The following is a 23,731-nucleotide window of genomic DNA, read 5'->3' as shown; positions in this document are numbered from 1 at the left end:
GTCGCTACCGAACTCAACGGCCGCCCACGCAAGACGCTCGGCTGGGAAACCCCAGCCGAGCGCCTGTCTAAACTGCTCACCACCACACGTCAGTGATCACGTGTTGCGACGATCCCTTGAATCCAAGCACGTCTGAACCGGGGCTTACCAGGACGCTGGTAGCAAGACAGTGACGCAAGGGCACATACTGAAGTCCCTTGGCTGCTAGGCGAGTTTCGGGATTTCCACCGGGTGCGGTTGCCCGCTCTCCCCGCATCCCGTCGCGGCCGGTGTCAATAGTGGGGTGGACATCTCCATGGCCTGGTGCTTCGAGTATGCGTGCCCGCCGAGCTCAAGTCCGTGCGCTCGCCCCGTGGTGACGTGCGGGCCCGCTGCCGAGGCCGCGCCAAGTGGCGAGCCGGCGCCCCCGATACGGTCCGGGCATACACATGTCTAGCCGGACGGCCCGGATCCTGGGGCTGGTGGCCGATGAGGCGGCGCGACAGGGTACCCGGGTGGACGTGGCGGATGTGTGTGCCGCGGCGGTGGCGGCATTGCCGGTGAACGGGGCAGGGTTGTCCGCCCTGTCGGGGGTCCCCGTCGGGCACGTTCTCTGTGCCACCGACGAGGCCACCGAGCGACTGGAGGAACTCCAGTTCACCTTGGGGGAGGGGCCATGCGTGGACGCCTTCACCTTCGGAGGGCCCGTCCTGACGTCCGATCTGCGGGCCATGGAGATTCAGCGCCGCTGGCCCGCCTTCGCCGCTGCGGCCTCAAAGGAAGGGGCGGGTGCGGTCTTCGCGCTTCCCCTGCAGATCGGGGCGATCCGTCCCGGGGTACTCGACCTGTACCGCGGACGGCCGGGTGGGTTGAACGCCGATGCGCTGGCCGACGCGTTGGTGTTCGCCGACACGGCGACCCGGGTGCTGCTCGACACACAGGCCTGCGCGCAGACCGATCCGGCCGATGGTACGGCATTGGACGGGCAGTTCGAGGGCATGGGCGGCTACAGGGCCGAGATCGACCAAGCCACGGGCATGCTTACGGAACAGCTTGGCGTCGGCATCGATGAGGCATTCATCCGTCTGCGTGCCTACGCCTACGCCTACGATCGTCGGCTGGCCGAGGTGGCCCGTGCCGTGGTGTCCCGCAGACTCCGCCTCAGTCCCGACCCCGACCCGGCGAGCGACGATGCCTGATCTCCCGGTGGCCGAGGAACACTTCCTGCCTTCCGGGCTCCCCGGGGCGGCAGTACCGTCATCAGAGGGTGAGCAGGATGGATGAGCAGCTCCTGGCCAGGACGTTCGTCGAGCTGGCCGACAACCTTGTTACGGACTTCGACCTGATCGACTTCCTCCGGTTGCTCACCGACCGATGCGTGGGAATGCTCGACGTGTCTGCAGCAGGTCTGCTGCTCGCGGACCGGGACGGCGAACTCCGGGTGATGGCGGCCTCCGACGAACAAGTGCGCCTGCTGGAGCTGTTCCAGCTCCAGAACGCCGAGGGGCCGTGCCTGGAGTGCTTCCGTCGCGGGTCAGCAGTGACGGTTCCGGACGTGGAGGCCGAGGTCGATCGGTGGCCCCGGTTTGTGGTGGAATCCCGGGCGAGCGGGTTCGCCGCGGTCCAGGCCCTGCCGATGCGTCTGCGCGACGAGGTCGTCGGAGCACTCAACCTGTTCCGGGCCACCCCCGGTCCCTTCGATCCCGGTACCACTCCCATTGCCCAGGCCTTGGCCGATGTCGCCACCATCAGCCTGTTGCAGCAACGCTCCGCCCATCGCAGTGGCGTGCTCAACGAGCAGCTGCAGACCGCGCTGAACAGCCGAGTAGTGATCGAGCAGGCCAAGGGCAAGCTCGCCGAACGCTTCGGGGTCGACATGGAGCAGGCCTTCACAGCTCTGCGGAGCTACGCACGCTCGCACAATCGCCGCCTGTCCGACCTTGCCCACGCCTTCATCGACGGCTCCGAATCCCTCGCTGAACTGGATCTTCGCCCCCAGCACTGACGGCAGCCTGCACGCCGGCTGTTGTCAGGGCGAGTGCGACGCATGGGCCGCAGCTCCGGCCGGACGGTTTCCCGGCGGTGCGTTCGCCGTCTCGCGATGGCAGGGCTCGAAGAGCAGCCACAATCCCGAGCGCAGCCGTGCGGCGACGGCGTACTCGGGCAGTCCCAGGGCCTCGGAGGCCGTGGCACAGGTGCGGTCACCGATGAGGATGAGGGCCAGCTCGACGCGGTCAAGGGGGGAAGCATCATCCGGGCACCGGCCTCCGGTGGCAACGGCGTCGAGGTGCGTGTGCCGCGGGCGTGTTCTGCGCGGTGCGAGCTGGTCGTCCGGTTCGGTGAGCAACTCGGCCAGGGCCGCACCGCTCATGTTCGGGGCGTCCATCATGAGGGTGGACAGGGCGTGGATGGCCGCAAGGTGGCGGTCGCACCAGGCGATGATCGAGCGCTGATGGGCAAGGAGCCTTTCGGCCTGAGAGTCCCGGGCCCGAGCGGCGGAATACGGCTCGGTCGGCATGATCACCACCGCCGCTTCGGGTCTCGCACCAGGACCGTGACGGCCCCTCGAACGCGTGGTGTTCGAAGGCGGGACGTTGTCGCCCTGATGGTTGCGTTCATCGTCACTCCCCAGAAGCGGTTCCGTCCGGCGGGATGCCGGACTGTGGCCACGTCGGGGTCCGGGACGTTGAAGGATCAGCCTAGTGCCGGGTGTGCATCCGGACCAGGGGTTGCCAGCCCTGCAGGGCCCGCCTCGCGGAACGTCGGTTGTCCCGGGCCGGGTTGGGGTAGCGGGATACCCCCGTCTACTCCGATCGCTGGCCGGTCGGTCATGGGGCACCGCCGGGCTCCGCGAGCAGAACGGGTGCGCGCCGCCCCTCCACCTCCGGGCGGGCCGGGGGGAGATCGACCGCGGCACAGGTGTATTCACCGTCGACGGGGAGTACGAGCAGGTGGCCGTCGGTGTGGGTGAGGGCGAAGAGCCTGACCAGCATCGGCCTCGGGTGGTGCAGCCGCAAGGATCCGCCGAGTGCGGCAGTGCGCTGCGCTGCACGGAGAAAGGCGTTGAGTCCGCTGCAGTCGCAGAAGGACACTGCGGTCAGGTCGACGTCGATGACGCGAATTCCGTCGCGCAGGCACCGGTCCAGGGCCTCGCGCAGACGGGGTTCCGAGCCCATGTCGATCTCACCGGCAAGAGTGATCAGGGCCCGGCCTTCGGTGTCGTGTCGAAGTGCGCTCAGCAACTGAGGGATGGGCATGGTGCCTCCATCGCGTGGATGGCGTCTCAGGGCGGCCACATGACAGGCCTCGAAAGCGAGCCGGTGGCCATCGGGGAAGCACCGGGCGGCCGATAGCTGGTTCGCCTCAGGTGAATCCGTATCAACTGGCAGTGTGCCGCCGGGGTCCAGGACGTCTGCCGCAAGCGTAGCCCTATTCTGGCCTGAAAGAAGGGGCGCACGACGTAAGCCCTGCACACCCCCTCCGGGACAGCACACCGCTTCCTCCAGGGCATCGCGGACAGCACCCGGCCCTCCTCCGGCGCGCGATGCTGACAGCCTGTGCGGCGGTCAGCTGCCGCGATCACCGGTGGCGATGTGACGTCGCCGGTAGGCGGGGAAGACCCTCGCCTCGGCCAGGACGAAGACCTGTCCCGAGGCGGTGAGTTCTTCGATCGCCGAGGGGAAAGCGCCCAAGAAGCCCTGCCACCAGGTGCCCGAGCGGTCGGCTCTGAACCCGTAGGCACAGCCGACGAGTTCCGGCGTGGAGGCGATCACCATCTCGAAGCTAAGCCGGGAACGTCCCGCCCTCGCAGGATGACAGCCCGAAGGGGCGCAGAGAATCCGGCACCTCGGCGCGGTCCGTTCAGCCCCACCGCGGAGTAGCCTCGGCACTATCGAGAGCATGTCGCATACCGGCTTTCATGCCGGCGTCGTTCTCGATGAGTGATGACACCCGGGCCCGTGTCCACGGGCCCGGAGACGGGTCCGCGCCATGTCCGCGACCACCGACCGCCCCCTGCCACGGCAAGAGACCGACGCAGCTGTGCCCGCCCGCCTCGCACTGAAAGCCGCGGGCGCCTCCCGTGGACTCCTGGACGGCGCCTGGTGGCCCCGCTCCCGCGACCTGCTACGCGAACTTCCCGCTCTGACCGACGTGCTGGACCCGCTGCGGGGAAGGATCACCCGCATCGCCGTCAACCCTCAACACTGGCCGGTCATACCTCCCAAGGTGCCCGTCAACGGACACGTGGTGAAGGTCGGCTGGTTCACGGCAGAGCTGGACCCGCACAAGCTCCTGCTTCTGTCCCACACCACCGGCCGCTGGGACCTGCTGGTGATCCCCCCGCACACGAGTGCACCCGCAGCCGCCCGGCTGATGGCCGCCGCGACCGACGACGCCGGGCCGCCGCTCACCGCAAGCACGCTCATGGTGGTGGAGGAAGCCCGCCACGACATCTCAGCAGATGGCCCGGCGCAGGACCCTGGAGAGGCTTGGGAGGACGAGGGCGGCGCCTTCTCGACGTCCGCGCCCGTTCCGGCCCAGCCGAGCCGCCGGATCGTGGGAATGTGACCGTCATGGCCACCGCCCTGACCATCGCAGCCCTCCTGGCCCTGATCGCTGGGGCGGCACATGTGATCCAGCGGCTCAACGCCCAGCATGCTGGGCGCATCGCCCTCTTCCTCTACCACGGTCGGCTGCCCGGCCGCGAAGATCCCGCCCACGAAGATCCCGGCCGTGAAGGTCCCGGGCACGACGCCGGACAGCCACTGCCCAAGCCGACCGCGCAGCCCGCACTCCGGCCCAGGCGCGACAACCGGGACGGCGGCCGGGGCCGACTGCGCCCGCGGCGCCGGAGCATACGGGCCCGGGGCTGACGCAACTGACCCATCGTCCCCCGGCCGGAGTGCCCTGCCGGAGGCCGACCGTCGCTGCCCGGGCACTTACAAGTGAAGCGGATGCTCGCAGCTGGGGCGCTGGTCTTGCGAAGCGTCAGTGCCCCAGCGCCCCGCCTGCGCCTTGCTCCGTGCCTTGCCGGGAGCCGTCCCGTCCCGGTCGTCCGTGGTACTCGGCGCCCGCGGTCGTCTTCCGGCATCAGGAGCGCAGGGCTACGCGATCAACGGCATCCAGGATCATGCCCCAGGGCAACTCTCGGGCAGTCGGCCCCTCGCGGGGCTCGTACAGCGGCCAGACCTCAGGGCCGTGGACGCGTTCCAGATCGCCCTTTTGCAGAGACTCGATGTGGCTTTCCCAAGCGGGGTGGCGTACATGTGCGGCGTTCACCAGGGGGAACACCACCACGGTCACGCCGAGGGTGCCGATAGCGTCGCTGACCTGGGTCAAGGCTTGGTTGTCAGCGATGCCCGTCGCGAGCTTGGCGACGTAGTCGGCGCTCGCCGGAGCCACGACGTAGCAGTCCGCGCTGAGCATGCCCCCGCGCGGAATACCGGCCAGGGTCTCCCGCTTGTGATCGACGTGGCGGGTACACGGCGCTACGAGGCGGCAATGAGGCAGCGTCGAGGCAGTGACAAGGAGGACCGCATGGAGCCCCAAGTGCTGAACAACGCGGAGGAGTCCCGGTTCGAGGTCCACGCCGACGGAGAACTCGCGGGATTCTCCGAATACCACCGCTCCGGCGGCGAGGTCGAGTTCACCCACACCGAGATCGACTCACGCTTCGAAGGGCGCGGCCTCGGCGGGAAGCTCGTCCGGGCGGCACTCGACAGCGCCCGCGAGCAGGGCCTCGCCGTACTGCCCCACTGCCCCTTCGTACGGGGCTGGATCGGCAAGCACCCCGACTACGCCGACCTGGTCCCGGAGGCCCAGCGCCCCCGCTTCGGCCTCTGAGGCCGGCGGGCCGACGGGCCGACGGGCCGACGGACTCCGGAAGAGGTGGTCACTGGTCCGGCGGAGGCGGCGGCAGACGCAGGTGTCGCAGGTCCTCCGGCACCGGACTGGCCGGCCGGTACAGCGGCGGGGGCTGCCCGTCGGCGACCGCCGCCGGGGCATCGGCCAGCCGGAACCGGTCGCGCAGCCGCCCGTAGAAGTCCATGGGCCCGAGCCGTACGAGCCGCAGCCGGCGCTGCGCGCGGTACACGCCCACCCAGTCGCCGGGATCCAGTACGCCCCGCAGCTGCCCGTCGATGCTCACCGCGACCTGCCCCGAGCGCGGCAGCACCTGCACCGCGACCGGCTCGTCCGGCGCCGCGACCAGGGTGCGGTTGAACGCCATGTGCGGGGCGACCGGCGTGAACAGGACCGCGTCCATGTGCGGCGAGACGACCGGCCCGCCCGCCGCGAAGCTGTAAGCGGTCGAGCCCGTAGGCGTCGCCACGACCACCGCGTCCGCCGAGTAGGCCGCGAACAGCCGCCCGGCCAGATACACCGCCACGCTTGCCTGCCGGTCCCTGGCCAGCTTCTCGAAGACGACGTCGTTGACGGCCGTGACGTCCATGGCCACTCCCCAGCCGACGTCCTCCGGCCCGCTCTCCCGCACGGGCGGCGGGGGCAGCGCGGGCCCGCGCCCGTAGCGCAGCAGGGCCTCCATGCCCGGCGGGATCTCCAGCGGGCGCGAGGCGCGCAGGGTGAGCGTCATCCGGTCCTCGATCACCACCCGGCCCTGGTCGACGGCGTCCAGGGCCCGCTCGACCTCGTCGCCCGCCGCCTCGGTCAGGAATCCCACCCGCCCCAGGTCCACCCCGAGTACGGCCGCGGCGCAGTGGGCGGCAATGCGCGCACCGCGCAGGAACGTCCCGTCTCCGCCGAGCGTGACGACCAGGTCCGGGCGCCCGGCGGCCTCCGCCTCCCGCAGGCTGCTGTGCCGGGGCCGGCCTTCCCGCCACACGTCGATGTCGGTGCAGCGGACGTCCCGCGCGTGACACCACGAGCGGACCGTTCGAGCGGCGCTCACGGCCTCCGAGCGGGCCTGGTGCACCACCAGGCCGATCCGATGCACAGACACCAGCGGACCTCTCCATGCGGGGCTCCGGCCGGGTTCTCTCGGCCACCACGCCCCATCCCAGTCTGGGTGCCCCGCGACGGCTTCGCCAGCACGGGCCGTACGGCGGCAACGCCCGGTGGAACGGCTGTCACTCTCGGCGTTCCCGACGCGTTCCCGACGCGTTCCCGGACCGTTCCCGGACCGTTCCCGACGCCTTCCCGATGCGCTTCCGGACCCGTTCCCGACGTGTTCGTCACCCGTCCGGAGCATGATGGACGGCATGGCGAAGCCGACGATCCTCACCGTCGACGACGATCCGGGGGTCTCCCGAGCCGTCGCCCGCGACATACGGCGCCGGTACGGCGACCGCTATCGCGTGCTGCGCGCCCCCTCCGGCGAAGAGGCCCTGGAGGCGCTGCGGGAGATCAAACTGCGGGGCGAGCAGCTGGCCGTCATGCTCGCCGACTACCGCATGCCGACCATGAACGGTGTCGAGTTCCTCGAAGCGGCCATGGACCTCTTCCCCCTCGCCCGGCGCGTGCTGCTCACGGCGTACGCGGACACCGGCGCGGCCATCGACGCGATCAACGTCGTCGACCTCGACCACTACCTCCTCAAGCCGTGGAGCCCGCCGGAGGAGCACCTCTACCCCGTCATGGACTCGCTGCTGGAGCTGTGGGCCGCGACCCCCGATCCGGAGGCCACCGAGACGCGCGTCGTCGGCCACCGCTGGTCGCCACCGTCCTTCGCCGCACGCGAGTTCCTCGCCCGCAACCTCGTCCCGTACAGGTGGATCCCCGCCGACGAACCCGAGGGCCGGCGCCTGCTCGACGCGGCCGGGCTCACCGTCGCCGACGTGCCGCTGGTCGTCACCGCCGAGGGCAAAGCCCTGCACGCCCCGACCGAGGCCGAACTCGCCGCCCACGTCGGGCTGAGCACCACCCCCGCAGCCGACTTCTACGACGTCGTCGTGGTCGGCGCAGGCCCCGCCGGGCTCGGCGCCGCCGTCTACGCAGCCTCCGAAGGGCTGCGGACCGTGCTGGTGGAGCGGCGCGCGACCGGCGGCCAGGCCGGCCAGAGCAGCCGCATCGAGAACTACCTCGGCTTCCCCGACGGAGTGTCAGGAGCGCAGCTGACGGACCGGGCGCGCCGCCAGGCCCTGCGCTTCGGCACCGAGATCCTCAGCGCCCGAGAAGTCGTCGCCCTGGAAGCCGTCGGCGCGGGCCGCGTACTGCGGTTCAGCGACGGCACGTCGATCAGCGCGCACGCGGTCGTCCTCGCCACCGGGGTGTCCTACCGGCGGCTGCAGGGTGCGGGCCTCGAGCAGTACACCGGGGCCGGCGTGTTCTACGGCTCGGCGGCCTTCGAGGCCGCCGGCTGCGTGGGCGAGGAGGTCTACATCGTCGGCGGCGCCAACTCCGCGGGCCAGGCCGCGGTCCACTTCTCCCACTACGCCGACCAGGTCCATCTCCTCGTCCGCGGCGCCGACCTGAACCGGTCCATGTCGCACTACCTGGTCCAGCAGATCGACGGCTGCGCCAACATCAAGGTCCACCCCCACACCGAAGTGACCGGCGGCGAGGGCGAGAAGCACCTGCAGCGCCTGACCCTGCGCGACAACCGGACCGGCAATACCACGACGGCCGACACCTCCTGGCTCTTCGTCTTCATCGGCGCCGAACCGCCCACCGGATGGCTCAAAGGCGTCGTCACCCGCGACGAGCGCGGCTTCGTCATCACCGGCCCCGACCTCCTGGCCGGTGGCGCTCGCCCCACCGGATGGCCGCTCCCGCGGGACCCCTACCACCTCGAGACCAGCGTGCCCGGGGTCTTCGCCGCGGGCGACGTGCGCGCCGAGTCCGTCAAACGGGTCGCATCCGCCGTGGGGGAGGGCGCCATGGCCGTCTCCCTGGTCCACCGTTACCTGGAGGCCCAATGAACGCCCCGAGCCCCGGCCCGAGTCCCAGCCCCACCCCCAGCGCGAGGCTGACGCCGGCCGAGCTGCGCACCCTCTTCCTCTTCGAGGCCCTCGACGACGAGCAGCTCGCCTGGCTGGCCGAGCGCGGCCGCGTCGAGACCCGGCAGGGCGGAACCCCCGTCTACTCCCAAGGCGAGCCCGCCACCTGCTTCTTCGTCCTCCTCAGCGGCACCGTTGCCGTACTCCGCCGCCTGCACGGCGACGACATCGAGCTCAACCGCACCGAGCAGCGCGGCGTCTACGCCGGGGCCACCCAGGCCTACCTGGGCGACCGGGTCGACCAGGTCTACCCCAACACCCTGCGCGCCATCACCGACCTCGAACTCTTCGTCCTCCCCGCCGAGGAGTTCGCCCACGCCGTGCGCACCTGGTTCCCCATGGCTCTGCACCTGCTCGAAGGCCTCTTCTTCGGCACCCGCGCCAGCAACACCATCATCGGCGAACGCGAACGCCTGGTCGCCCTCGGATCGCTGGCCGCCGGACTCACCCACGAGCTCAACAACCCCGCCGCGGCAGCCGTACGCGCCACCGACTCCCTCCGCGACCGCGTCACCGGCATGCGCCACAAACTCGCCCTCATCGCCGACGGCCGCCTGGACGGCACCCGCCTCCACCACCTGGTCGAGATGCAGGACGCCGCCGTCAAACGCGCCACCACGGCCCGTACGCTCTCCGCCCTCGAAGCCTCCGACGCCGAGGACGAACTCACCGACTGGCTCGCGGAACAGGGCATCAGCCAGGGCTGGGACCTCGCCCCCACCCTCGTCGCCGGCGGCATCGACGGACAGTGGCTCTCGGACGCCATCGAGTCCGTGGAGGAGGAAAACCGGGAGGCGGCCGTGCGCTGGCTCGCGTACACCATCGACACCGAGCTGCTGATGGGCGAGATCGAAGACTCGGTCAGCCGCATCTCGGGCCTGGTCGGCGCCGCACGCCAGTACTCCCAGCTCGACCGCGCCTCGCAGCAGCCCGTCGACGTCCACGAACTCCTCGACGCCACCCTGGTCATGCTCCAGGCCAAGATCCCGCCGGGTGTGGAGGTGGTCAAGGAGTACGACCGCAGCCTGCCGCTCGTCCCGGCGTACGGCGCCGAGCTCAACCAGGTCTGGACGAACCTCATCGACAACGCCCTCGGCGCGATGGACGGCAAGGGCACTCTCACCCTCGCCACCTGGCAGGACGGCGACCGCCTCTTCGTCGAGGTCCGCGACACCGGCCGCGGCATCCCGCCCGACATCCGCCCGCGAATCTTCGAGCCGTTCTTCACGACCAAGCCGGTCGGCGAAGGCACGGGCCTCGGCCTCGACATCTCCTACCGGATCGTCGTCAACAAACACCACGGCGACATCAGGGTGGACTCCACGCCGGGCGACACGCGATTCCGCGTCTGCCTCCCGATCACGCAGCTCCCCGGCGGAGACGAACCGGCATCCGGCGCCGCCGCCGAGAAGGGCCGAGGAAGGCAGAGCCACGGGTAAGCCCAACGATGGGGGCGTGGCCGGATCACAGCGCATGACCGGGGCACTCGGGCGACTGCGCTGATGGCCGTTGCGACCGACAGGTACGGTTTGGCCATGGATGTTTCCGGAGCAAGCGCCGCCGATGCGAACGCCCGGCTGCCAGCGGTCATCAAGGCCACCGCACGCCAACTGCTGGCGAAACTGGGCGCCGGAGGGCTGTCCCTGGATGCCGTTGCCCGTGACTGCGGTCTTGCCGTCACCGACGTGGAAGCCGTCTTCCCGCATCGGGACGACCTGCTGACCGCGCTGGTCATCGACGCCTACAACGAGTCCGGCGGCGCGATGGAGCAGGCCGATCAGGCCGCCAGGGATGCCAATGCGTCGGCGGGCGCGCGGCTCCTCGCAGTTACTCGCGCACTGCGGCAGTGGTCCTTCGACAACCCTGCCGAATTCACGCTGATTTACGGCTCGCCCGTTCCGGATTACCACGCCCCGCAGAACACGGTCCCGCCCGCCTCGCGCACCCCCGCGGTGCTGGCCGGCCTTGTGCGTTCGGCGCTGGAGGCCGGTGAACTCACACCGCCCAGGCGGGCGGTGCCCGGTCCGCCGCTGCTTCTGCCGGAGGCCGTGGAGCTCTTCGGCGGCCTGCCCGAGGCTCCGTTCTCGGACATCATCGAGCGCGGCATCGTGCTGTGGAGCAATCTGATCGGGCTCCTGGTGTTCCAGGTCTTCAGCCGTACCCACGACAGTGTCCGGGACGAGTCCGCCTTCTTCGACTTCGCCATCGCCGTGGCGGCCGAAGGTATCGGACTCGTCGTTCCCTTGGGCGAGAACACCGACTAGACCGTCCGCCGCGTGCGCGGAACCGGCGGGGAATCAGGCCGTGAACACCACTAGAACCCTCTGCTTCGTCATTGCGGCGCTCTCGTCGTATGCCGCGCTCGTCTACCGGCTGTGCCAAGTAAGGCGCAGTTGGCGGGACAACGCCTACCGCACACTGGTGATCACCCTGCTGCTCCAGTGCCTCACCTTCACGATGGGTGCCGTCGCCATGGGGAGCAAGAGCTTCCTGGGCGTCGGCAACCTCGCCATCCTGGTGATGCATGTATCGGCGGTCGCCTTCTGCGTCAGCGCGCAAATCATCCTGCTGCGCTGGGCGACCGCCGCCGAGGAGGCGGTACGGAAGACCCGCTACTGGCTGATAACCGGCATCGCCCTCAACGTGCTTCTGATGGCGCTCTTCTTCATCGCCGACGGCCCCGGCCGGCCGGCTTCGGACTTCAACACCGGCAGCGGCCGGCCGCTGATCCTCATCTACCTCCTGGTCTTCATCGTCTCCCAGGCGGTTCCCTGCGTCACCATCTTCCGCCAGTGCGGCCCCTACGCCCGTATGACCGATAAGGCCTCGCTGCGACAGGCCCTGCGGCTGCTCTCCGTCGCCGCGGTGGTCCTCTTCCTCTACTGCCTGGCCAGGACGGTCAACATCCTCACCGCTGCCTGCGGGATCGACATCGGCGTCTGGCAGGTCGCCGCCTCCGTCTTCAGCGCAGCGGGCATCGTCACCCTCTCGCTCAGCCTGACGATCTCCTCCTGGGGGGCCTCAGCCGCCAAACTGCTGGAGTGGGCGCGCAGTTACCGGTCGTACCGGGCCCTCTACCCGCTCTGGCGGGACCTGTACGAGTCCTCCCCGGACATCGTCCTGGAGCCGCCCGGGGCTTCGGTCTCCGACCTCAACTACCGCCTCCACCGGCGGATCGTCGAAATACGCGACGGATGGCGGGACTTGCGGCCCTACATCGACCGCACCGCCAACGGCGCCGGCGGAGCGGACCCCGGGGCGAGCGACGAGTCCCGGCAGGCGTTCGCCGAAGCGGCACAGATCAGACAGGCCCTGCACGCCAAGCGCACCGGCACCATCCCCGATGACAACAAGGACGCCGGAGACTTCGAAGACCGCGACACGGACAACTTCACCGCGGAAGTCGCTTGGCTCACCAAGGTCGCAGCCGCCTACCGTGAACTCAGCAACGCGGGTTGAGACTTCCCGCCCGGACTGTCCCCCGTCAGACCGGGCGGGCTTCCCCCGCTTTCCCTCCGTTTCCCCCGTTGCATCCCCCGTTTCCCCCGTGATTCCCCCGTTTTTACTGCCGGGCCGGGCGGGTGTGTCCCGCCCGGCCCGGCCCGACCCATCCCCCGAGGGCCGGGCCAGGCCGACATGACCGGCAACCAACTCGGCTACCCCCGTGAGCGAAGTTAGCTGACAGCTATCGGCGAGGTCCACGTTGGCGGAGTCTCGGCCGATTGTCAACTAACCGCTAATCTGCGAAACTGACGGATAGCCGAGGGCAATGCCGAGGGGGTGACGGGAGGGAGATTCGACCATGTCCGAGACTGACGACCGGCCCATGCTGGCAGTGCGTCTGGACAACCTCTTCAAGACGGTTCGTCCCAAGGGCAAGCACTGGACCAATGCCGAGGTGGCGGAGGAGCTGAAGCGGGCCAGCCCCGAACTCAAGGTCGGGGGTGTGTATCTGTCACAGTTGCGGACGGGTAAACGCTCCAATCCCTCACCGGATCTCCTGGCCGCCCTGGCTCGCTTCTTCGGCGTGTCGGTTGCCTACTTCTTCGACGACGAGGTCGCCGAGTCGGTACTCAGCGAGGTCGCCGCCATCGAGGCGCTGCGGCAGGCAGGGGTCCGCTCCGTGGCGATGCGGGCGGCCGGGATGAAGAAGGAGAACCTCCAGGCCATCACGGCCATCATGGACCAGTACCGGCAGATGCAGGGTCTTCCGCCCGTCACCGACTCCTCGGACCCGGAGTGAGGGGCACGGGGGAGTGAGGGGCACGGGGAAGGGGCGGTCGGTCGGTCAGGACCGCCGCAGTCAGCTCAAGAGGCTCCGGAAGGCCGGCGCGCAGCGGATCGCTGAACTCGATCTGCCGAAGGTGGCCGATGTGGCCGAACTCTGCCGCTACCTCGGCGAGGTCCGCAACCGTCCGATCACGCTGGTCCCGATGCAGATGCCCGCGTCGCACCCATGCGGCATGTGGGTCGCCGCACGGGACGAGGACCTCATCTTCTATGACGCCAACACGACCAGCGCGCATCAGGAGCACATCATCTTGCACGAGCTGGGCCACATCATCTGCTGCCATCGCGGGGCAGGTTGGCTGGACGAGGCGAGCGCGCGTCTCCTCTTCCCCAACCTCGACCCCGACCTCGTGCGTGACATGCTCCTGCGTGCGACCTATGACGACGTTCAGGAACAGGAAGCGGAGATCATCGCCTATCTGCTCTCCCAACAGGTGGGCAGCACCGAGGAACGGCATGGTGTGCCCCCGGCCGCGGACGCCGGGGAATCCGGGGAAGCCGGGAAAGCCGGAAAGAACGCCATGCTCAGCCGGATCGAACGCACCCTGATCTGACGTGAGTTACTCATCCTCCGGCGGATGCCACCTCCTCGGCGAGGATCGACACGGCCTGTCGGATGTCGTCCTCACGGTGTTCGCTGGTGACGAAGAACCGCAGCCTCGCGAGCCCCTCCTCCACGGCGGGGTGGAAGATCGGATCGGCGATGACACCCCGGTCGAACAGCCGGTCCGCGACGCGCAGGGTCCTCGCCGAGTCGCCGAGGACACACGGCACGATCGGAGAGTTGGCACTGGAGCCCGTCGCCAGACCGGCCGAGGCGGCCAGACCGAGGAAAAGCTCGGCGTTCCGCCGCAGAGTACGCACCCGCTGCGGTTCCGCGACGATCAGCTCGGTGGCGGCCAGCGCCGCGGCCGCGTTGGCCGGGGTCAGGCCGACGCTGTAGACGAAACCCGGCAGCGTGTGCCGCAGCCACCGCACCATCCGGGCCGAGCCGCCGAGGTAACCGCCGCAGCTGGCGAAGGCCTTGGAGAGGGTGCCCATCCACACATCCACGTCGGACCGGTCGACGCCGAAGAACTCACCGACACCACGGCCTCGTTCGCCCACGGTGCCGATGCTGTGCGCCTCATCGACCATCAGCAAGGCGCCGTAACGCTTCTTCAGCTCGACCACTGCGGGCAGGTCGACCAGGTCGCCGTCCATGCTGTAGGCGCCCTCGACGGCGATCAGTACCCGCCTGAACCGGGACCGGTTGAGCCGCAGCATGTGTTCCAGCTGGCCGATGTCGTCGTGGGCGAACGGGCGTCGCGCCGCCCCGGACAAGGCGCAGCCCTGAAGGATGCTGTCGTGGGCGAGCGCATCGTGCACCACGAGGTCCCCCGCGCCGACGAGGTGCCCTATCGCGGTGACATTGGTGGCATGGCCGCTCACCAGGGCCAGGCAGTCCCCGACGCCGAGGAAGTCGGCGAGCGCCCGCTCCAGTCGTACGGTCAGCTCCCGTTCGCCGGAGAGCACCCGGCTCGCGGAGACCGAGGTCCCATACCGGTCCACCGCCTGGTGCACGGCCTCGTTGACCGCCGGATGGCCGGAGAGCCCCAGGTAGTTGTAGCTGCCGAAGGACAGGTACTCCCGGCCGCCGATCACGGTCGTGTCGCGGATGTTGGCCTGATGGACCCGGAAGTACGGGAAGTCCGCACCACTACCGGCGATCGCGCTCAAGCGCTCCTCGAACCGTCGCACCTCCGGGAAGTCATCGACGCACGCCGTCGCGGCGCCCCAGTCCGGCCGCGTCTCCTGGGGCAGGAGCTCACCGGGGGCCGGCGAATCCGTGAGGCGCGGATCGACCAGCGCGATCAGCCGCTCGACGGTGAGGCTGCGCGAGAACATCTCCTCGGTGCGGAAGCCCGGTATCCGCTTGCCGATGTTGACCTCCAGCTCCTGCAACATCAGGGAGTCGAAGCCGAGATCGGTCACCAGCGCCATCCGCTCGCTCAGGTCGGAGAGGGGGAAGACACCGGTCCGCGACACCTCTTCGAGCACGATGGATGCGGCGGATACGGCGGATGCGCCACCGGCCCGCGCCACCGCGGGCGCCGCGTCGGGCGAGTCCACCGGCCCGGTCTGGTCTTCCCCCACTGCCTTAAGGGCGTGGGTGGGGGTACCCCCAGCGGTAGTCCCCCTGGGCCCAGCGGCCCGGGAGGTACCCCCAGGGGGAGTGCCCCCATCCTCGCGAGCCGACTCGTCCACCGCCCAGTGGTGCCGCGGGGCGAGCGGACTCGGCGGCAGGGTACACGGGGGTATTCGCTCCATCACCGGACGAAGCCCCGAGCCGGTGACCGCGCGCTCCGCGAGCTGGGCCAACGCGGCCGTGCGTGCCTCGGCGGGCAGCGAGCCCGGCGCCGGCACGGCGACCTCCGGCAGCTCACCGGGCGGCACCGTGCCGACCACCTGCCCCGGCCCGAGATCTCCGGTACGGCCCGCCGCCACGGCCTCGGCCGCTGCGGTCAGCTTGGTGGCGGCGTCAGCGGCGTCCTCCGCCACCAGGGCGAGGCGTTCCGCGAAGGGAGCCCGGCGAGCCAGGGTGTCCGCCACCCCGGCCAGCGGCGGCTGGTCGTCGGCGATGGTGTGCGCCAGTTCCCGGGCGTAACGGGCCAGCCCGGCCCGGTCGCGGGCGCTGAGTACCAGGAGGTGCGGCCCCCCGGCCGGTGCGGGGCGGTCCGGTCCCGTGGTGGACTCCTCCACCACCAGATGGACACCGGTGCCGCCGAAGCCGAAGGCGCTCACCCCCGCCCGGCGCCGCTGCCCGGTCCCCGGCCATCGGGTCGGCGTCGTCGGGATGGTCAGCCGCGCGGCGTCGAGCCCGGAACGGTCGGCCAGGTCGAACTCCGGCTGCGGCGGTATCACTCCCCGGTGCACAGCCAGGACGGTCTTGATGAGTCCGGCTATCCCCGCGGCGTTGAGCGAGTGCCCGACCACCGCCTTCACCGCGCCGAGGAAGCCGGGTGCACCCCGCTCACCGCGCAGTTCGCGCAGGACACCGACCTCGACCGGATCGCCGACCGTGGTCCCGGTGCCGTGCGCCTCCAGGTAACCCACCGAGTCCGGGGCCAGGCCCGCATCGCGGTAGGCCCGGCGCAACGCCCGGAGCTGACCGGCCGCCTGGGGATGCATACCACCCTGCACGGTCCCGTCATTGGCCGTTCCCACACCCCGGATCACCGCATAGACCCGATCGCCGGCTGCCAGCGCATCGGCCAGGGGCCGCAACACCAGGACCCCGGCGCCCTCTCCCAGGACGAAGCCATCGGCCTCCGCGCCGAACGGCAGGCACCTGCCACTGCGCGAGATGGCGCCTACCCGGCACAGCCCCACCAACAGATCCGGGGTGAGCATCAGTTGGGCGCCGCCCGCGAGTGCGATGCGGCATCGGCCCGCGCGCAGTGCGAACACGGCGTTGGCCACGGCCATGAGTCCACCGGAACACGCCGAGTCCAGCGCATAGCTCTCGCCATGCAGATCGAAGACCGAGCTGATCGTGTTCGGCCCCATGTTGAGCAGGAGCCCGGCCACGGATGTGCCGTGCAGCCCATCGACCGCGCGGACCATCTCCAGCCACCGGGGATCGGTCGCCCGCGCCCCGAACTCGCCGCCGGCCAGCTGACGCATCCGGATCTGCATGGTGCTGATCTCGCGGTAGCCGCTCTCGGTGAGCGATGTGATCACCGAGGTCTCCTCGCGGTCGAAGCCCTCGGCCTCCCACCCCGCGTCCTGGATCGCCTCACGGGCGAGGTCGATCAGCAGCCGGTGCTGAGGATCCATCGACCTGGCCCGCCGCGGCGGGATGCCATAGTGCGCCGCGTCGAAGTGGCCCACATCCGGCAGCAGCGCCATGGTGTCCGTATAGGCCGAGGACGAGTCACGCAAGTTGTCGCTGAGGAAGGTGGCGGTGCGCCAGCGCGAGTCCGGGACGGTGGAGAACTGCGCCTGGGGGGCCGTGAGGAGCCGCCAGTATTGGTTCACATTCCGCGCCCCCGGAAACCGGCAGGCCATCCCCACGATCGCGACGTCATCACGCCGCGCTCCCGCTGAACCCACTATGGAATCTTTAGCTGTCACAGAGGTCACCTGGTGGTGTCCAGTCGCTCACGCCACCAGTCCACCGTCGCCTTGACCTGCTCATCGACGGGGGTGGCTCGTACCGCGAATTCGGCTTCGTAAGCGCTCGAATCGACGACAAACGGCCGATCGAACTGATAGCGGATCTCCTTCAGTTCGCGGAGCAGCGGGGAGAAAACCGATACGACACCCAGCACGGCCGGCGACAGCCTGCGCACCGCGACCGGCCCCGTTCCCGACTGAGCGGCAAGGCGGTCGACCATCTCCCGGGTGGACAGCGCTGGCTCCGTCGGTACGTGCCAGGCCCGTCCCCAGGCCCGTTCCTCGCCCGCGACCTCGACCAGGGCCCTGGCCACATCGGGGAGATAGCTCCAGCTGTGCGGGGCGTCCGGATCCCCGAGCGTGGAGACCGGCTTGCCGCGCAGCAGTCGTGGCATGACCCGCGCGGCCAGGTGCCCGCCGTCGGTCACGCCGGGCCCGAAGAAGTCCGAGGCCCGCACCTCGACCGCCTTGATACGACCCTGCTCATGCAGTTTCTGCGCCTGTTCCCAAACCGCGGCGCGCACCCGCCCCTTGGGGCCGGTCGCCGCGAGCGGCAGCTCCTCGGTCAGGGGACCGTCCACGGGACCGTAGCCGTAGAGGTTGCCCAGCATGACCAGGACGGCCCCGGTCGCCTCGGCCGCCGCACAGACCGACGAGGCCAGCGGCGGCCATTCACTCGCCCAGCGATGGTAGGGCGGAGCGGCACAGCTGTAGATCGCGGCCGCGCCCTGCGCGGCCTCGATCAGTCGCTTGCTGTCCGTCGCGTCCAACGCGACGTGCTCGATGCCGGGCTCCGGGCTTCGGCCCGACTTGGTGACGACCCGTACCGAATGGCCCTGTTCGACCAGCAGCCCAGCAGTGGCCGCCCCGGCAGGCCCGGATCCTAATACGACATAAAGGCTCATGCGCGCACACTAGCGCGCGTGTGTGTTGCGCTTGTGTCAGGTGAGTCCGGGTCTCGGTCAGCTTCACGGCGGTCCGGCGACGCGGTCGCGGCGGGCCTGACCGCGCGGAGCGATGCGCTACCCCTCGATACGCTTCATCAGTTCAGCCGCCATCGTCTTGATGGTCTCCAGCCCGTTGCTACCCCAGGGATGCGGATCCTGGTCCACCGCGCAGATCGTGCCCAGCACCATGCCCGTGCTGTCGATCAGCGGCGCTCCCAGGTAGGAGTGGATTCCGATGGCATCGACCACGTGATTCCCCGCGAAACGGGGGAAGTCGCGGACATCGTCCAGCACGAGAGCCTTGCGCCGCCTGACCACATGCGGGCAGAAACCGATGTCGAAGTCACGAGGCATCACCCTGCCGGGTACGGGGTCCTCGAGCAGGGGGGACTCCAGATTCACGGTTGTGTCGGAGGCCGCGCTGTACAAGCCCGCGAAGTACTGGCGGTTCTCATCGACGAGGAAGTTGACCCCCGCATAGCACGCCCCGGTGCGCTGCGCCAGTTCACGCGCGAACGCATCCAACTCCGGAACGGGCTTGTCCTCGATCCCGAGTTCCCGAAGCCGGCGTGCCCGGGCCTGTGCCTCAGGGTCCTCCGGGGGGAGAAGCAGATGACGCACGGCGATCGCTATCTCCCCCCCGAAGGGAGACTTGTACACCATCTCTGCCATGGGAACTCCTTGAAGTGATCAGATGCTGCACGAGAGAAAGTAGAACCTGCATACCCGAGCTGGACAGGCGGGCATCGCAAAGGACCACCGGCACCTCGGGCTTGAGGTCCAGCGCCGCACGCACCTCTTCCGGCTGGTAGTAGTGCGCACCGTCGAACTCGTTGACCGCGACGAGAAATCTGATGCCACGCGATTCGAAGAAGTCGACCGCCGCGAAACTGTGGTCCAGCCGACGGGTGTCGGCGAGCACCACCGCACCGAGTGCACCGGCTGACAGCTCGTCCCACATGAACCAGAACCGCTCCTGGCCGGGCGTGCCGAACAGATAGAGCACGTGGTGGGGGCTGATGGTGAGTCGGCCGAAGTCCATCGCGACCGTGGTGGTGACCTTGTTCTCCACCCCGTCCAGCCTGTCCGTAGCAGCACTGACCTCGGTCAGGATCTCTTCCGTGCTCAGCGGATCGATCTCGCTGACAGCTCCGACAAAGGTGGTCTTGCCCACCCCGAAACCTCCGGCGACCAGAATCTTGATCCCCATCGGAAGGGAGCCGGCGCCGGGTGCCTCAGAGTCGTTTGAGGAGACCATCGCGCAACGCCTCCAATAGATCTAGATCGGGAACAGTAACTGGCCCCGGTTTTCCGAAGTCGAAGGGACGTGTGACGACCGCGCCACGCTCCAGCAAGTCGGACAGCAGCACCTTGATCACCGTTGCGGGCATGCGTGTGTGCCCCGCGATCTCAGCCACCGTGACCGGCGTCCGGCACAGTTCGAGCACATGTGCGTGATCGAGCCCGACGTTTCTCCGAAGCTCGGTCCCGGTGGCGACCACCATGGTCATCAGGTCGAAGTCGCATGCGGGTGTGGTCCGTCCGTCGCTGAAGGTGTACGGCCGGACCAGCCGCCCGACGGCATCGTCGAGCAACCGCCCATCCGGATCGTCCGGGTCGTCCGGCATCTCTCACTGCCCCACCGGCTGACGAGGAGCGGCCCCCAGATGGCGGCGGACGCTCTTGACCAACATGGTCATCTCGTAGCCCAGCACCGACACATCCGCTTCGCGCCCGGCGAGCACCGCCAACAGGGCACCCTGCCCGGCCGCGGAGACAAAGAGCATCGAGCCGCTGAGTTGGGTCACGATCTGCTGCACCTCACCGCCGTCGTCAAATCGCTTGCCGGCACTGCGGGCCAGCGAGTAGAGCCCGCTGGCGAGGGCCGCCAGATGATCGGCTGCGTCTTTGTCCAGTCCATCCGAGGCCATCACCAGACCGTCCGAGGACAACAGCAGTCCGCTCCGCGTATTCGGGACACGCTGCACAAGGCCGCTCAACAGCCAAGAAAGGTCTTCGCTCACCACGATCGCGTACTTCTCCTCAATGACGTGAACTGCTAAGGGACGGGGTCGGGACGGGTATGCCCGCCAAGGGACGGGGAGGTGTCAGTTTCCTTGGATTCCTCGGCCCGGCGGATACCGGTCTGGAAGGCGGCCATCAGGCCGGGATCGTGCTCGGCCTCCTCCGCTTCCTCCGGCATCACGGCAGCGTGGGAGGGCTGCCGCAACTCTGGGGCGAGGTGTTCCTGACGGCGGCGCTTGGGCAGCACGGGGCGACCCTCTTCCGGCGTGGAGTCCGCGACGGGGGCGAGTGGTGGCTCAGCCACCGGTGCGGGCACTGGCGCGGGTGCGGGCGCGGGCGCGGGTGCGGGCGCGGGCGCGGGTGCGGGCGCGGGTGCGGGCGCGGGTACCGGGCCTCGAGAGGTGGGCGTGTCACGCGCGAGTCCCTGCTCCACCGAGTCGTCGGCGTGTCCATGAGGGGCGGCGGAAACGGCGCTCGAGGGTTGTTGCTGTGATTCCACCACGTCCGGACGCTGGCCAAGCAGCTCATGCGGCAGCACCATCACCGCCTGTGTACCGCCGTAGACATTGCTCTGGAGTTGTACGACGATGCCGTGCCGCCGGGCGAGCGCAGAGACCACATACAGGCCGATCCGACCGTCCTGGAGCAGCTCCCCCAAAGCGACCCCGTCGGGGGAAGTGAGCAGGGAATTCATCTGATTCCGCTCGGCGGAGGTCATGCCCAGACCACGGTCCTCGACCTCGACCGCCAGCCCGGCGGTGACGTGCTCGGCACGCAACAGAACTTGGGTCTGGGGAGCGGAGAACACCGTGGCGTTCTCCACCAGCTCCGCGAGCAGGTGGACCACGTCGACGACCGCGTGGCCGCTCACCATCCCCTCCACCGGAGGCACCATCTTGACCCGCGAATACTGCTCGATTTCGGCAATCGCGGAACGCAGCACGTCGGCCATGCTGACCGGTCGGGTCCACAGGCGGTGGGAGACGGCGCCGCCGAGCACGGCGAGATTCTCGGCGTACCGCCGGATACGGGTGGCCAGGTGGTCCACATGGAACAAGCCCTTGAGCAAGTCCGGGTTCTCGACCTCGTTCTCCAGGTCGTCCAGCAGCCCGATCTCGCGGTGCACCAGCGACTCCAGCCTTCGGGCCAGATTGGCGAAGACCTCGAAGTGCTCGCCGCCACGCTCCCGTGCCGCGAGCTCCCCCACAGTCGCCTCGGCAGCGCGCTGGGCGGATGCGATCTCGTGCCCGAGCCGATTCAGGGCATCCCCCGTCTGCGCGGGCAACGGGCCGGCCTGGTTCCGCTGACGCTCTACCAGCTGTTGACCCTGCTCCATCTGCTGCCGCAACGCCGCCAGTTCGGCCCGACCGCGTGCTGCGAAGGACCTCAGCTCGGCATAGCGCCGAGCGTCGTCCCGCGCCTTCGCGGAGGCGAGGAGCCCTGCCCCTGTGAGGATCCCGCAGATGAGCAGCAGCACGCCCGTGAGCAGACCCCAGAAGGCCTCCTTGTCGATGTGGGCCACACCCGCGGTGAACAGGAGAGCAGCGGATGCGGCTCCAGTGATGGCGACCAGCCCGGCAGGCACCACCGCGAGAAGCACCATGTGACGGTCAACTGCCTTGCGACGCCTGCCCGGAGTGCCCGGGAACTGCCGCACCTGGGAGTCGACTGACATCGTCTCCTGGTGGGCATGAGCGGGCGACGTCGAAAGTTCCTGCATCACAGCCCCTGGTTCGATGTCGGCCAGCAGTGGCCGAAAGTGTGCGATGTACGTTACATCCATCAGCCCGCTGCGTCACGAGCGGTTATGTCGTGGGGAATGATTAGCCTGACAGCTCGGCGGCCGCAATGCCAAGGCGGGGAGGCCGCTTCCAGCTGCCCGGCTGTCACCTCCGGCACTGACCGGCGATCAGGTCCCGGTGTGCGTGGTGTCAGCCCGCGCTCCCCTCGTCGACACTCGCCTGCCACCTGCGCCCGATCGCTCGAAGCAGCGCTGGATACATCCCCAGGTAGCGGAAGGGCTTGATGCCGGCCATGTATACGGTGCCGAGCGGGGCCGTTCGCCTTCACCAGGACGGCCATCTGAGCGCGGTAACCGTCGGCCCCGTCCCGGACCCAGCCGATGTGCATCACCGCGTGCACGGTCCGGTTGGCCATCTCTGCCGCCCACTCGTCGTGCGTCTGGAAGACGGAGGTGAACGGAGTCACGCGGAAGTCGGACCCCTGGGGACCCTCACGGAGATCCGCCGGCAACCGGTCCCGCAGCGTCCGCACCCGGGCGCCGATGCCGGCACCGGACTTGTCCCCTCCGGGTCCGCTGGAAAACGCCCTTGTACGTCACGAAGCCATGGCGCTGCACCCGCCGGCGTTGCCGGGGATCCGTAGTCGTTGTCGGGGATCAGTAGTCGAGGCCCGCGTACCAATCGCCGCGACCCTGCGGGGTCAGGTCGAGAAGGTGCCAGACGGGAGCCAGGAGGTCGATGCCGCGCTGGTCGATGTCGTCGGCCATGCGTGGGTGGGTGGAGTAGAAATGGCGAACCGTGCCGTCGCCGTCGCGGGTGAAGACGGAGATGGTGGAGTCCTGTTCGCCGTCCTTGTCCTCGCTGCCGAGGTCGTACTTGAACGTGCTGTCGCCGCAACTCAGGAGCCGTAGCCGGTGCCAGCCGCGGTTGCGGGCGTGCTGCCGCAGGACGGGCGGGTCGGCGGCCGCGGCGATGGCGAAGTCGGCGTTGCGGGCGATGTGGTGGGCGATGCCGTTGAAGCCGTCGATCCACAGGGTGCACATCGGGCAGGGGTTGGTCTGCAGCTTGCCGTACATGAAGTGGTAGACGATCAGCGGGCGGTCCGGGGCGGTGAACAGCCCGCTCAGGGCGACCTCACGAACCGGCGTGTCGCCGGCGTCGAGCTCGGCGGGGCCCTCGATGAAGAGGTAGTCGTCGACCGGAGGCCCCTGCGGGAGCGCCCGACGCTGGGCCGCGACCTTCTCGCGGTGGCGCATGAGGTCGATCTCGGCCAGGCGCAGCTCTTCGCGGGCGGCGAGGTAGTCCGCCGATTCCCCGGCCAGTCTGGTGTGCCGCAACATCGCGTCCTCCTGGGGTGGTCATCCCCCCGGCCCCGGCCCTGATCCCGGGCTCCCAGTCCCCGTCCCCGCGCCCCCGAACCGGTCCTTTTCAGTCTAGGGCGGCTCTGAGGTTTGCCTACATGTGAGCAGCGCAAGCAGCACGCGTAAGGCGAAGGCCGCGGTTGACGCCCCTCACGAGTCCGAATCTCGGGGCCCTCCGCACGCGCTCGGCAGGGCATACGAAGGGCCCGATCGGTTTCCGGCCGGGGCCTTCGTCGTCCGGCGGACGGTCGGTCCGGAGCGGGTGGGGTGACGGC

24 protein-coding genes are annotated in these 23,731 nt (G+C 69.4%); 11 read left to right on the top strand and 13 right to left on the bottom strand.

Features of this window, described 5'->3' with window-relative positions:
* The first annotated feature begins 461 nt into the window (after positions 1 to 461).
* Positions 462 to 1,178, top strand: a complete 717-nt coding sequence (locus ACTWQC_RS28165) for a GAF and ANTAR domain-containing protein (RefSeq protein WP_443318630.1) — start codon at positions 462 to 464, stop codon at positions 1,176 to 1,178.
* A 77-nt stretch (positions 1,179 to 1,255) separates the two neighbouring features.
* Positions 1,256 to 1,984, top strand: a complete 729-nt coding sequence (locus tag ACTWQC_RS28160; protein WP_443318629.1) for a GAF and ANTAR domain-containing protein — start codon at positions 1,256 to 1,258, stop codon at positions 1,982 to 1,984.
* Positions 1,985 to 2,008: 24 nt separating this feature from the next.
* Here ACTWQC_RS28160 and ACTWQC_RS28155 read toward each other — a convergent pair whose 3' ends face one another.
* From ACTWQC_RS28155 to ACTWQC_RS28145, 3 genes are all read right to left on the bottom strand, one after another.
* Positions 2,009 to 2,497: a hypothetical protein gene (locus tag ACTWQC_RS28155; protein WP_443318628.1), complete on the bottom strand. Its 489-nt coding sequence runs from the start codon at positions 2,495 to 2,497 to the stop codon at positions 2,009 to 2,011.
* A gap of 310 nt (positions 2,498 to 2,807) precedes the next feature.
* The gene (locus ACTWQC_RS28150) at positions 2,808 to 3,236 is read right to left on the bottom strand and encodes an STAS domain-containing protein (RefSeq protein WP_443318627.1); all 429 of its coding nucleotides are present in this window, start codon (positions 3,234 to 3,236) and stop codon (positions 2,808 to 2,810) included.
* 309 nt (positions 3,237 to 3,545) lie between these two features.
* Positions 3,546 to 3,752 (bottom strand): hypothetical protein, encoded by a 207-nt coding sequence (locus ACTWQC_RS28145; RefSeq protein WP_443318626.1) that lies wholly within the window; start codon positions 3,750 to 3,752, stop codon positions 3,546 to 3,548.
* Between the two features lie 217 nt (positions 3,753 to 3,969).
* Here ACTWQC_RS28145 and ACTWQC_RS28140 point away from each other — a divergent pair, with 217 nt between their 5' ends.
* Both ACTWQC_RS28140 and ACTWQC_RS28135 read left to right on the top strand, forming a co-directional pair.
* Positions 3,970 to 4,548, top strand: coding sequence for a DUF5994 family protein (locus ACTWQC_RS28140; protein ID WP_443318625.1), 579 nt, complete (start codon positions 3,970 to 3,972; stop codon positions 4,546 to 4,548).
* 5 nt (positions 4,549 to 4,553) lie between these two features.
* Positions 4,554 to 4,853: a hypothetical protein gene (locus ACTWQC_RS28135; RefSeq protein WP_443318624.1), complete on the top strand. Its 300-nt coding sequence runs from the start codon at positions 4,554 to 4,556 to the stop codon at positions 4,851 to 4,853.
* 217 nt (positions 4,854 to 5,070) lie between these two features.
* On the opposite strand, the gene ACTWQC_RS28130 is transcribed toward ACTWQC_RS28135, so the two are convergent.
* On the bottom strand, positions 5,071 to 5,568 hold the full coding sequence (locus ACTWQC_RS28130; protein WP_443318623.1) for a flavoprotein: 498 nt from the start codon (positions 5,566 to 5,568) through the stop codon (positions 5,071 to 5,073).
* Between ACTWQC_RS28130 and ACTWQC_RS28125 the strand changes: the two genes are divergently transcribed.
* The gene (locus tag ACTWQC_RS28125; protein ID WP_443318622.1) at positions 5,518 to 5,823 is read left to right on the top strand and encodes a GNAT family N-acetyltransferase; all 306 of its coding nucleotides are present in this window, start codon (positions 5,518 to 5,520) and stop codon (positions 5,821 to 5,823) included. The genes ACTWQC_RS28130 and ACTWQC_RS28125 overlap by 51 nt on opposite strands.
* A gap of 49 nt (positions 5,824 to 5,872) precedes the next feature.
* Here ACTWQC_RS28125 and ACTWQC_RS28120 read toward each other — a convergent pair whose 3' ends face one another.
* Positions 5,873 to 6,937 carry an NAD(+)/NADH kinase gene (locus ACTWQC_RS28120; protein WP_443318621.1) on the bottom strand — a complete coding sequence of 355 codons (1,065 nt, stop codon included), beginning with the start codon at positions 6,935 to 6,937 and terminating at the stop codon, positions 5,873 to 5,875.
* A 259-nt stretch (positions 6,938 to 7,196) separates the two neighbouring features.
* Between ACTWQC_RS28120 and ACTWQC_RS28115 the strand changes: the two genes are divergently transcribed.
* The 6 genes from ACTWQC_RS28115 to ACTWQC_RS28090 all read left to right on the top strand — a co-directional run bounded on the left by ACTWQC_RS28115 (position 7,197) and on the right by ACTWQC_RS28090 (position 13,777).
* Entirely contained in the window at positions 7,197 to 8,855 is a 1,659-nt protein-coding gene (locus tag ACTWQC_RS28115) for an FAD-dependent oxidoreductase (protein ID WP_443318620.1), read from the top strand.
* The gene (locus tag ACTWQC_RS28110) at positions 8,852 to 10,372 is read left to right on the top strand and encodes an ATP-binding protein (RefSeq protein ID WP_443318619.1); all 1,521 of its coding nucleotides are present in this window, start codon (positions 8,852 to 8,854) and stop codon (positions 10,370 to 10,372) included. The genes ACTWQC_RS28115 and ACTWQC_RS28110 overlap by 4 nt, the downstream gene beginning before the upstream one ends.
* 96 nt (positions 10,373 to 10,468) lie before the next feature.
* Positions 10,469 to 11,197, top strand: coding sequence for a TetR-like C-terminal domain-containing protein (locus ACTWQC_RS28105; protein WP_443318618.1), 729 nt, complete (start codon positions 10,469 to 10,471; stop codon positions 11,195 to 11,197).
* A 40-nt stretch (positions 11,198 to 11,237) separates the two neighbouring features.
* Positions 11,238 to 12,392: an MAB_1171c family putative transporter gene (locus tag ACTWQC_RS28100; protein WP_443318617.1), complete on the top strand. Its 1,155-nt coding sequence runs from the start codon at positions 11,238 to 11,240 to the stop codon at positions 12,390 to 12,392.
* 343 nt (positions 12,393 to 12,735) lie between these two features.
* Complete coding sequence (locus tag ACTWQC_RS28095; protein WP_443318616.1) at positions 12,736 to 13,176, top strand: helix-turn-helix domain-containing protein; 441 nt, start codon at positions 12,736 to 12,738, stop codon at positions 13,174 to 13,176.
* A 13-nt stretch (positions 13,177 to 13,189) separates the two neighbouring features.
* A complete protein-coding gene (locus tag ACTWQC_RS28090; RefSeq protein ID WP_443318615.1) occupies positions 13,190 to 13,777 on the top strand; it encodes a toxin in 588 nt (195 codons plus the stop codon).
* Between the two features lie 10 nt (positions 13,778 to 13,787).
* On the opposite strand, the gene ACTWQC_RS28085 is transcribed toward ACTWQC_RS28090, so the two are convergent.
* The 8 genes from ACTWQC_RS28085 to ACTWQC_RS28050 all read right to left on the bottom strand — a co-directional run bounded on the left by ACTWQC_RS28085 (position 13,788) and on the right by ACTWQC_RS28050 (position 23,435).
* Entirely contained in the window at positions 13,788 to 17,318 is a 3,531-nt protein-coding gene (locus tag ACTWQC_RS28085) for an aminotransferase class I/II-fold pyridoxal phosphate-dependent enzyme (protein ID WP_443318614.1), read from the bottom strand.
* Positions 17,319 to 17,344: 26 nt separating this feature from the next.
* The gene (locus tag ACTWQC_RS28080) at positions 17,345 to 18,286 is read right to left on the bottom strand and encodes an NAD-dependent epimerase/dehydratase family protein (protein ID WP_443318613.1); all 942 of its coding nucleotides are present in this window, start codon (positions 18,284 to 18,286) and stop codon (positions 17,345 to 17,347) included.
* A gap of 117 nt (positions 18,287 to 18,403) precedes the next feature.
* The gene (locus ACTWQC_RS28075; RefSeq protein ID WP_443318612.1) at positions 18,404 to 19,000 is read right to left on the bottom strand and encodes a GAF domain-containing protein; all 597 of its coding nucleotides are present in this window, start codon (positions 18,998 to 19,000) and stop codon (positions 18,404 to 18,406) included.
* Entirely contained in the window at positions 18,915 to 19,586 is a 672-nt protein-coding gene (locus tag ACTWQC_RS28070; protein ID WP_443318611.1) for a GTP-binding protein, read from the bottom strand. Before ACTWQC_RS28070 ends, ACTWQC_RS28075 begins: the two co-directional genes overlap by 86 nt.
* Complete coding sequence (locus ACTWQC_RS28065) at positions 19,564 to 19,956, bottom strand: DUF742 domain-containing protein (protein ID WP_443318610.1); 393 nt, start codon at positions 19,954 to 19,956, stop codon at positions 19,564 to 19,566. The genes ACTWQC_RS28070 and ACTWQC_RS28065 overlap by 23 nt, the downstream gene beginning before the upstream one ends.
* Before the next feature lie 3 nt (positions 19,957 to 19,959).
* Entirely contained in the window at positions 19,960 to 20,355 is a 396-nt protein-coding gene (locus ACTWQC_RS28060) for a roadblock/LC7 domain-containing protein (RefSeq protein WP_443318609.1), read from the bottom strand.
* A 32-nt stretch (positions 20,356 to 20,387) separates the two neighbouring features.
* Positions 20,388 to 22,028 (bottom strand): ATP-binding protein, encoded by a 1,641-nt coding sequence (locus ACTWQC_RS28055; protein ID WP_443318608.1) that lies wholly within the window; start codon positions 22,026 to 22,028, stop codon positions 20,388 to 20,390.
* Positions 22,029 to 22,751: 723 nt separating this feature from the next.
* Positions 22,752 to 23,435 (bottom strand): DUF899 family protein, encoded by a 684-nt coding sequence (locus ACTWQC_RS28050; RefSeq protein ID WP_443318607.1) that lies wholly within the window; start codon positions 23,433 to 23,435, stop codon positions 22,752 to 22,754.
* Positions 23,436 to 23,731: the final 296 nt, after the last annotated feature.

This window comes from Streptomyces sp. 8N616 (assembly GCF_052246385.1).
Taxonomy (GTDB): Bacteria; Actinomycetota; Actinomycetes; order Streptomycetales; family Streptomycetaceae; genus Streptomyces.
Note: the sequence above shows the minus strand (reverse complement) of the source record. Positions and strands in the feature narration are given on the sequence as shown.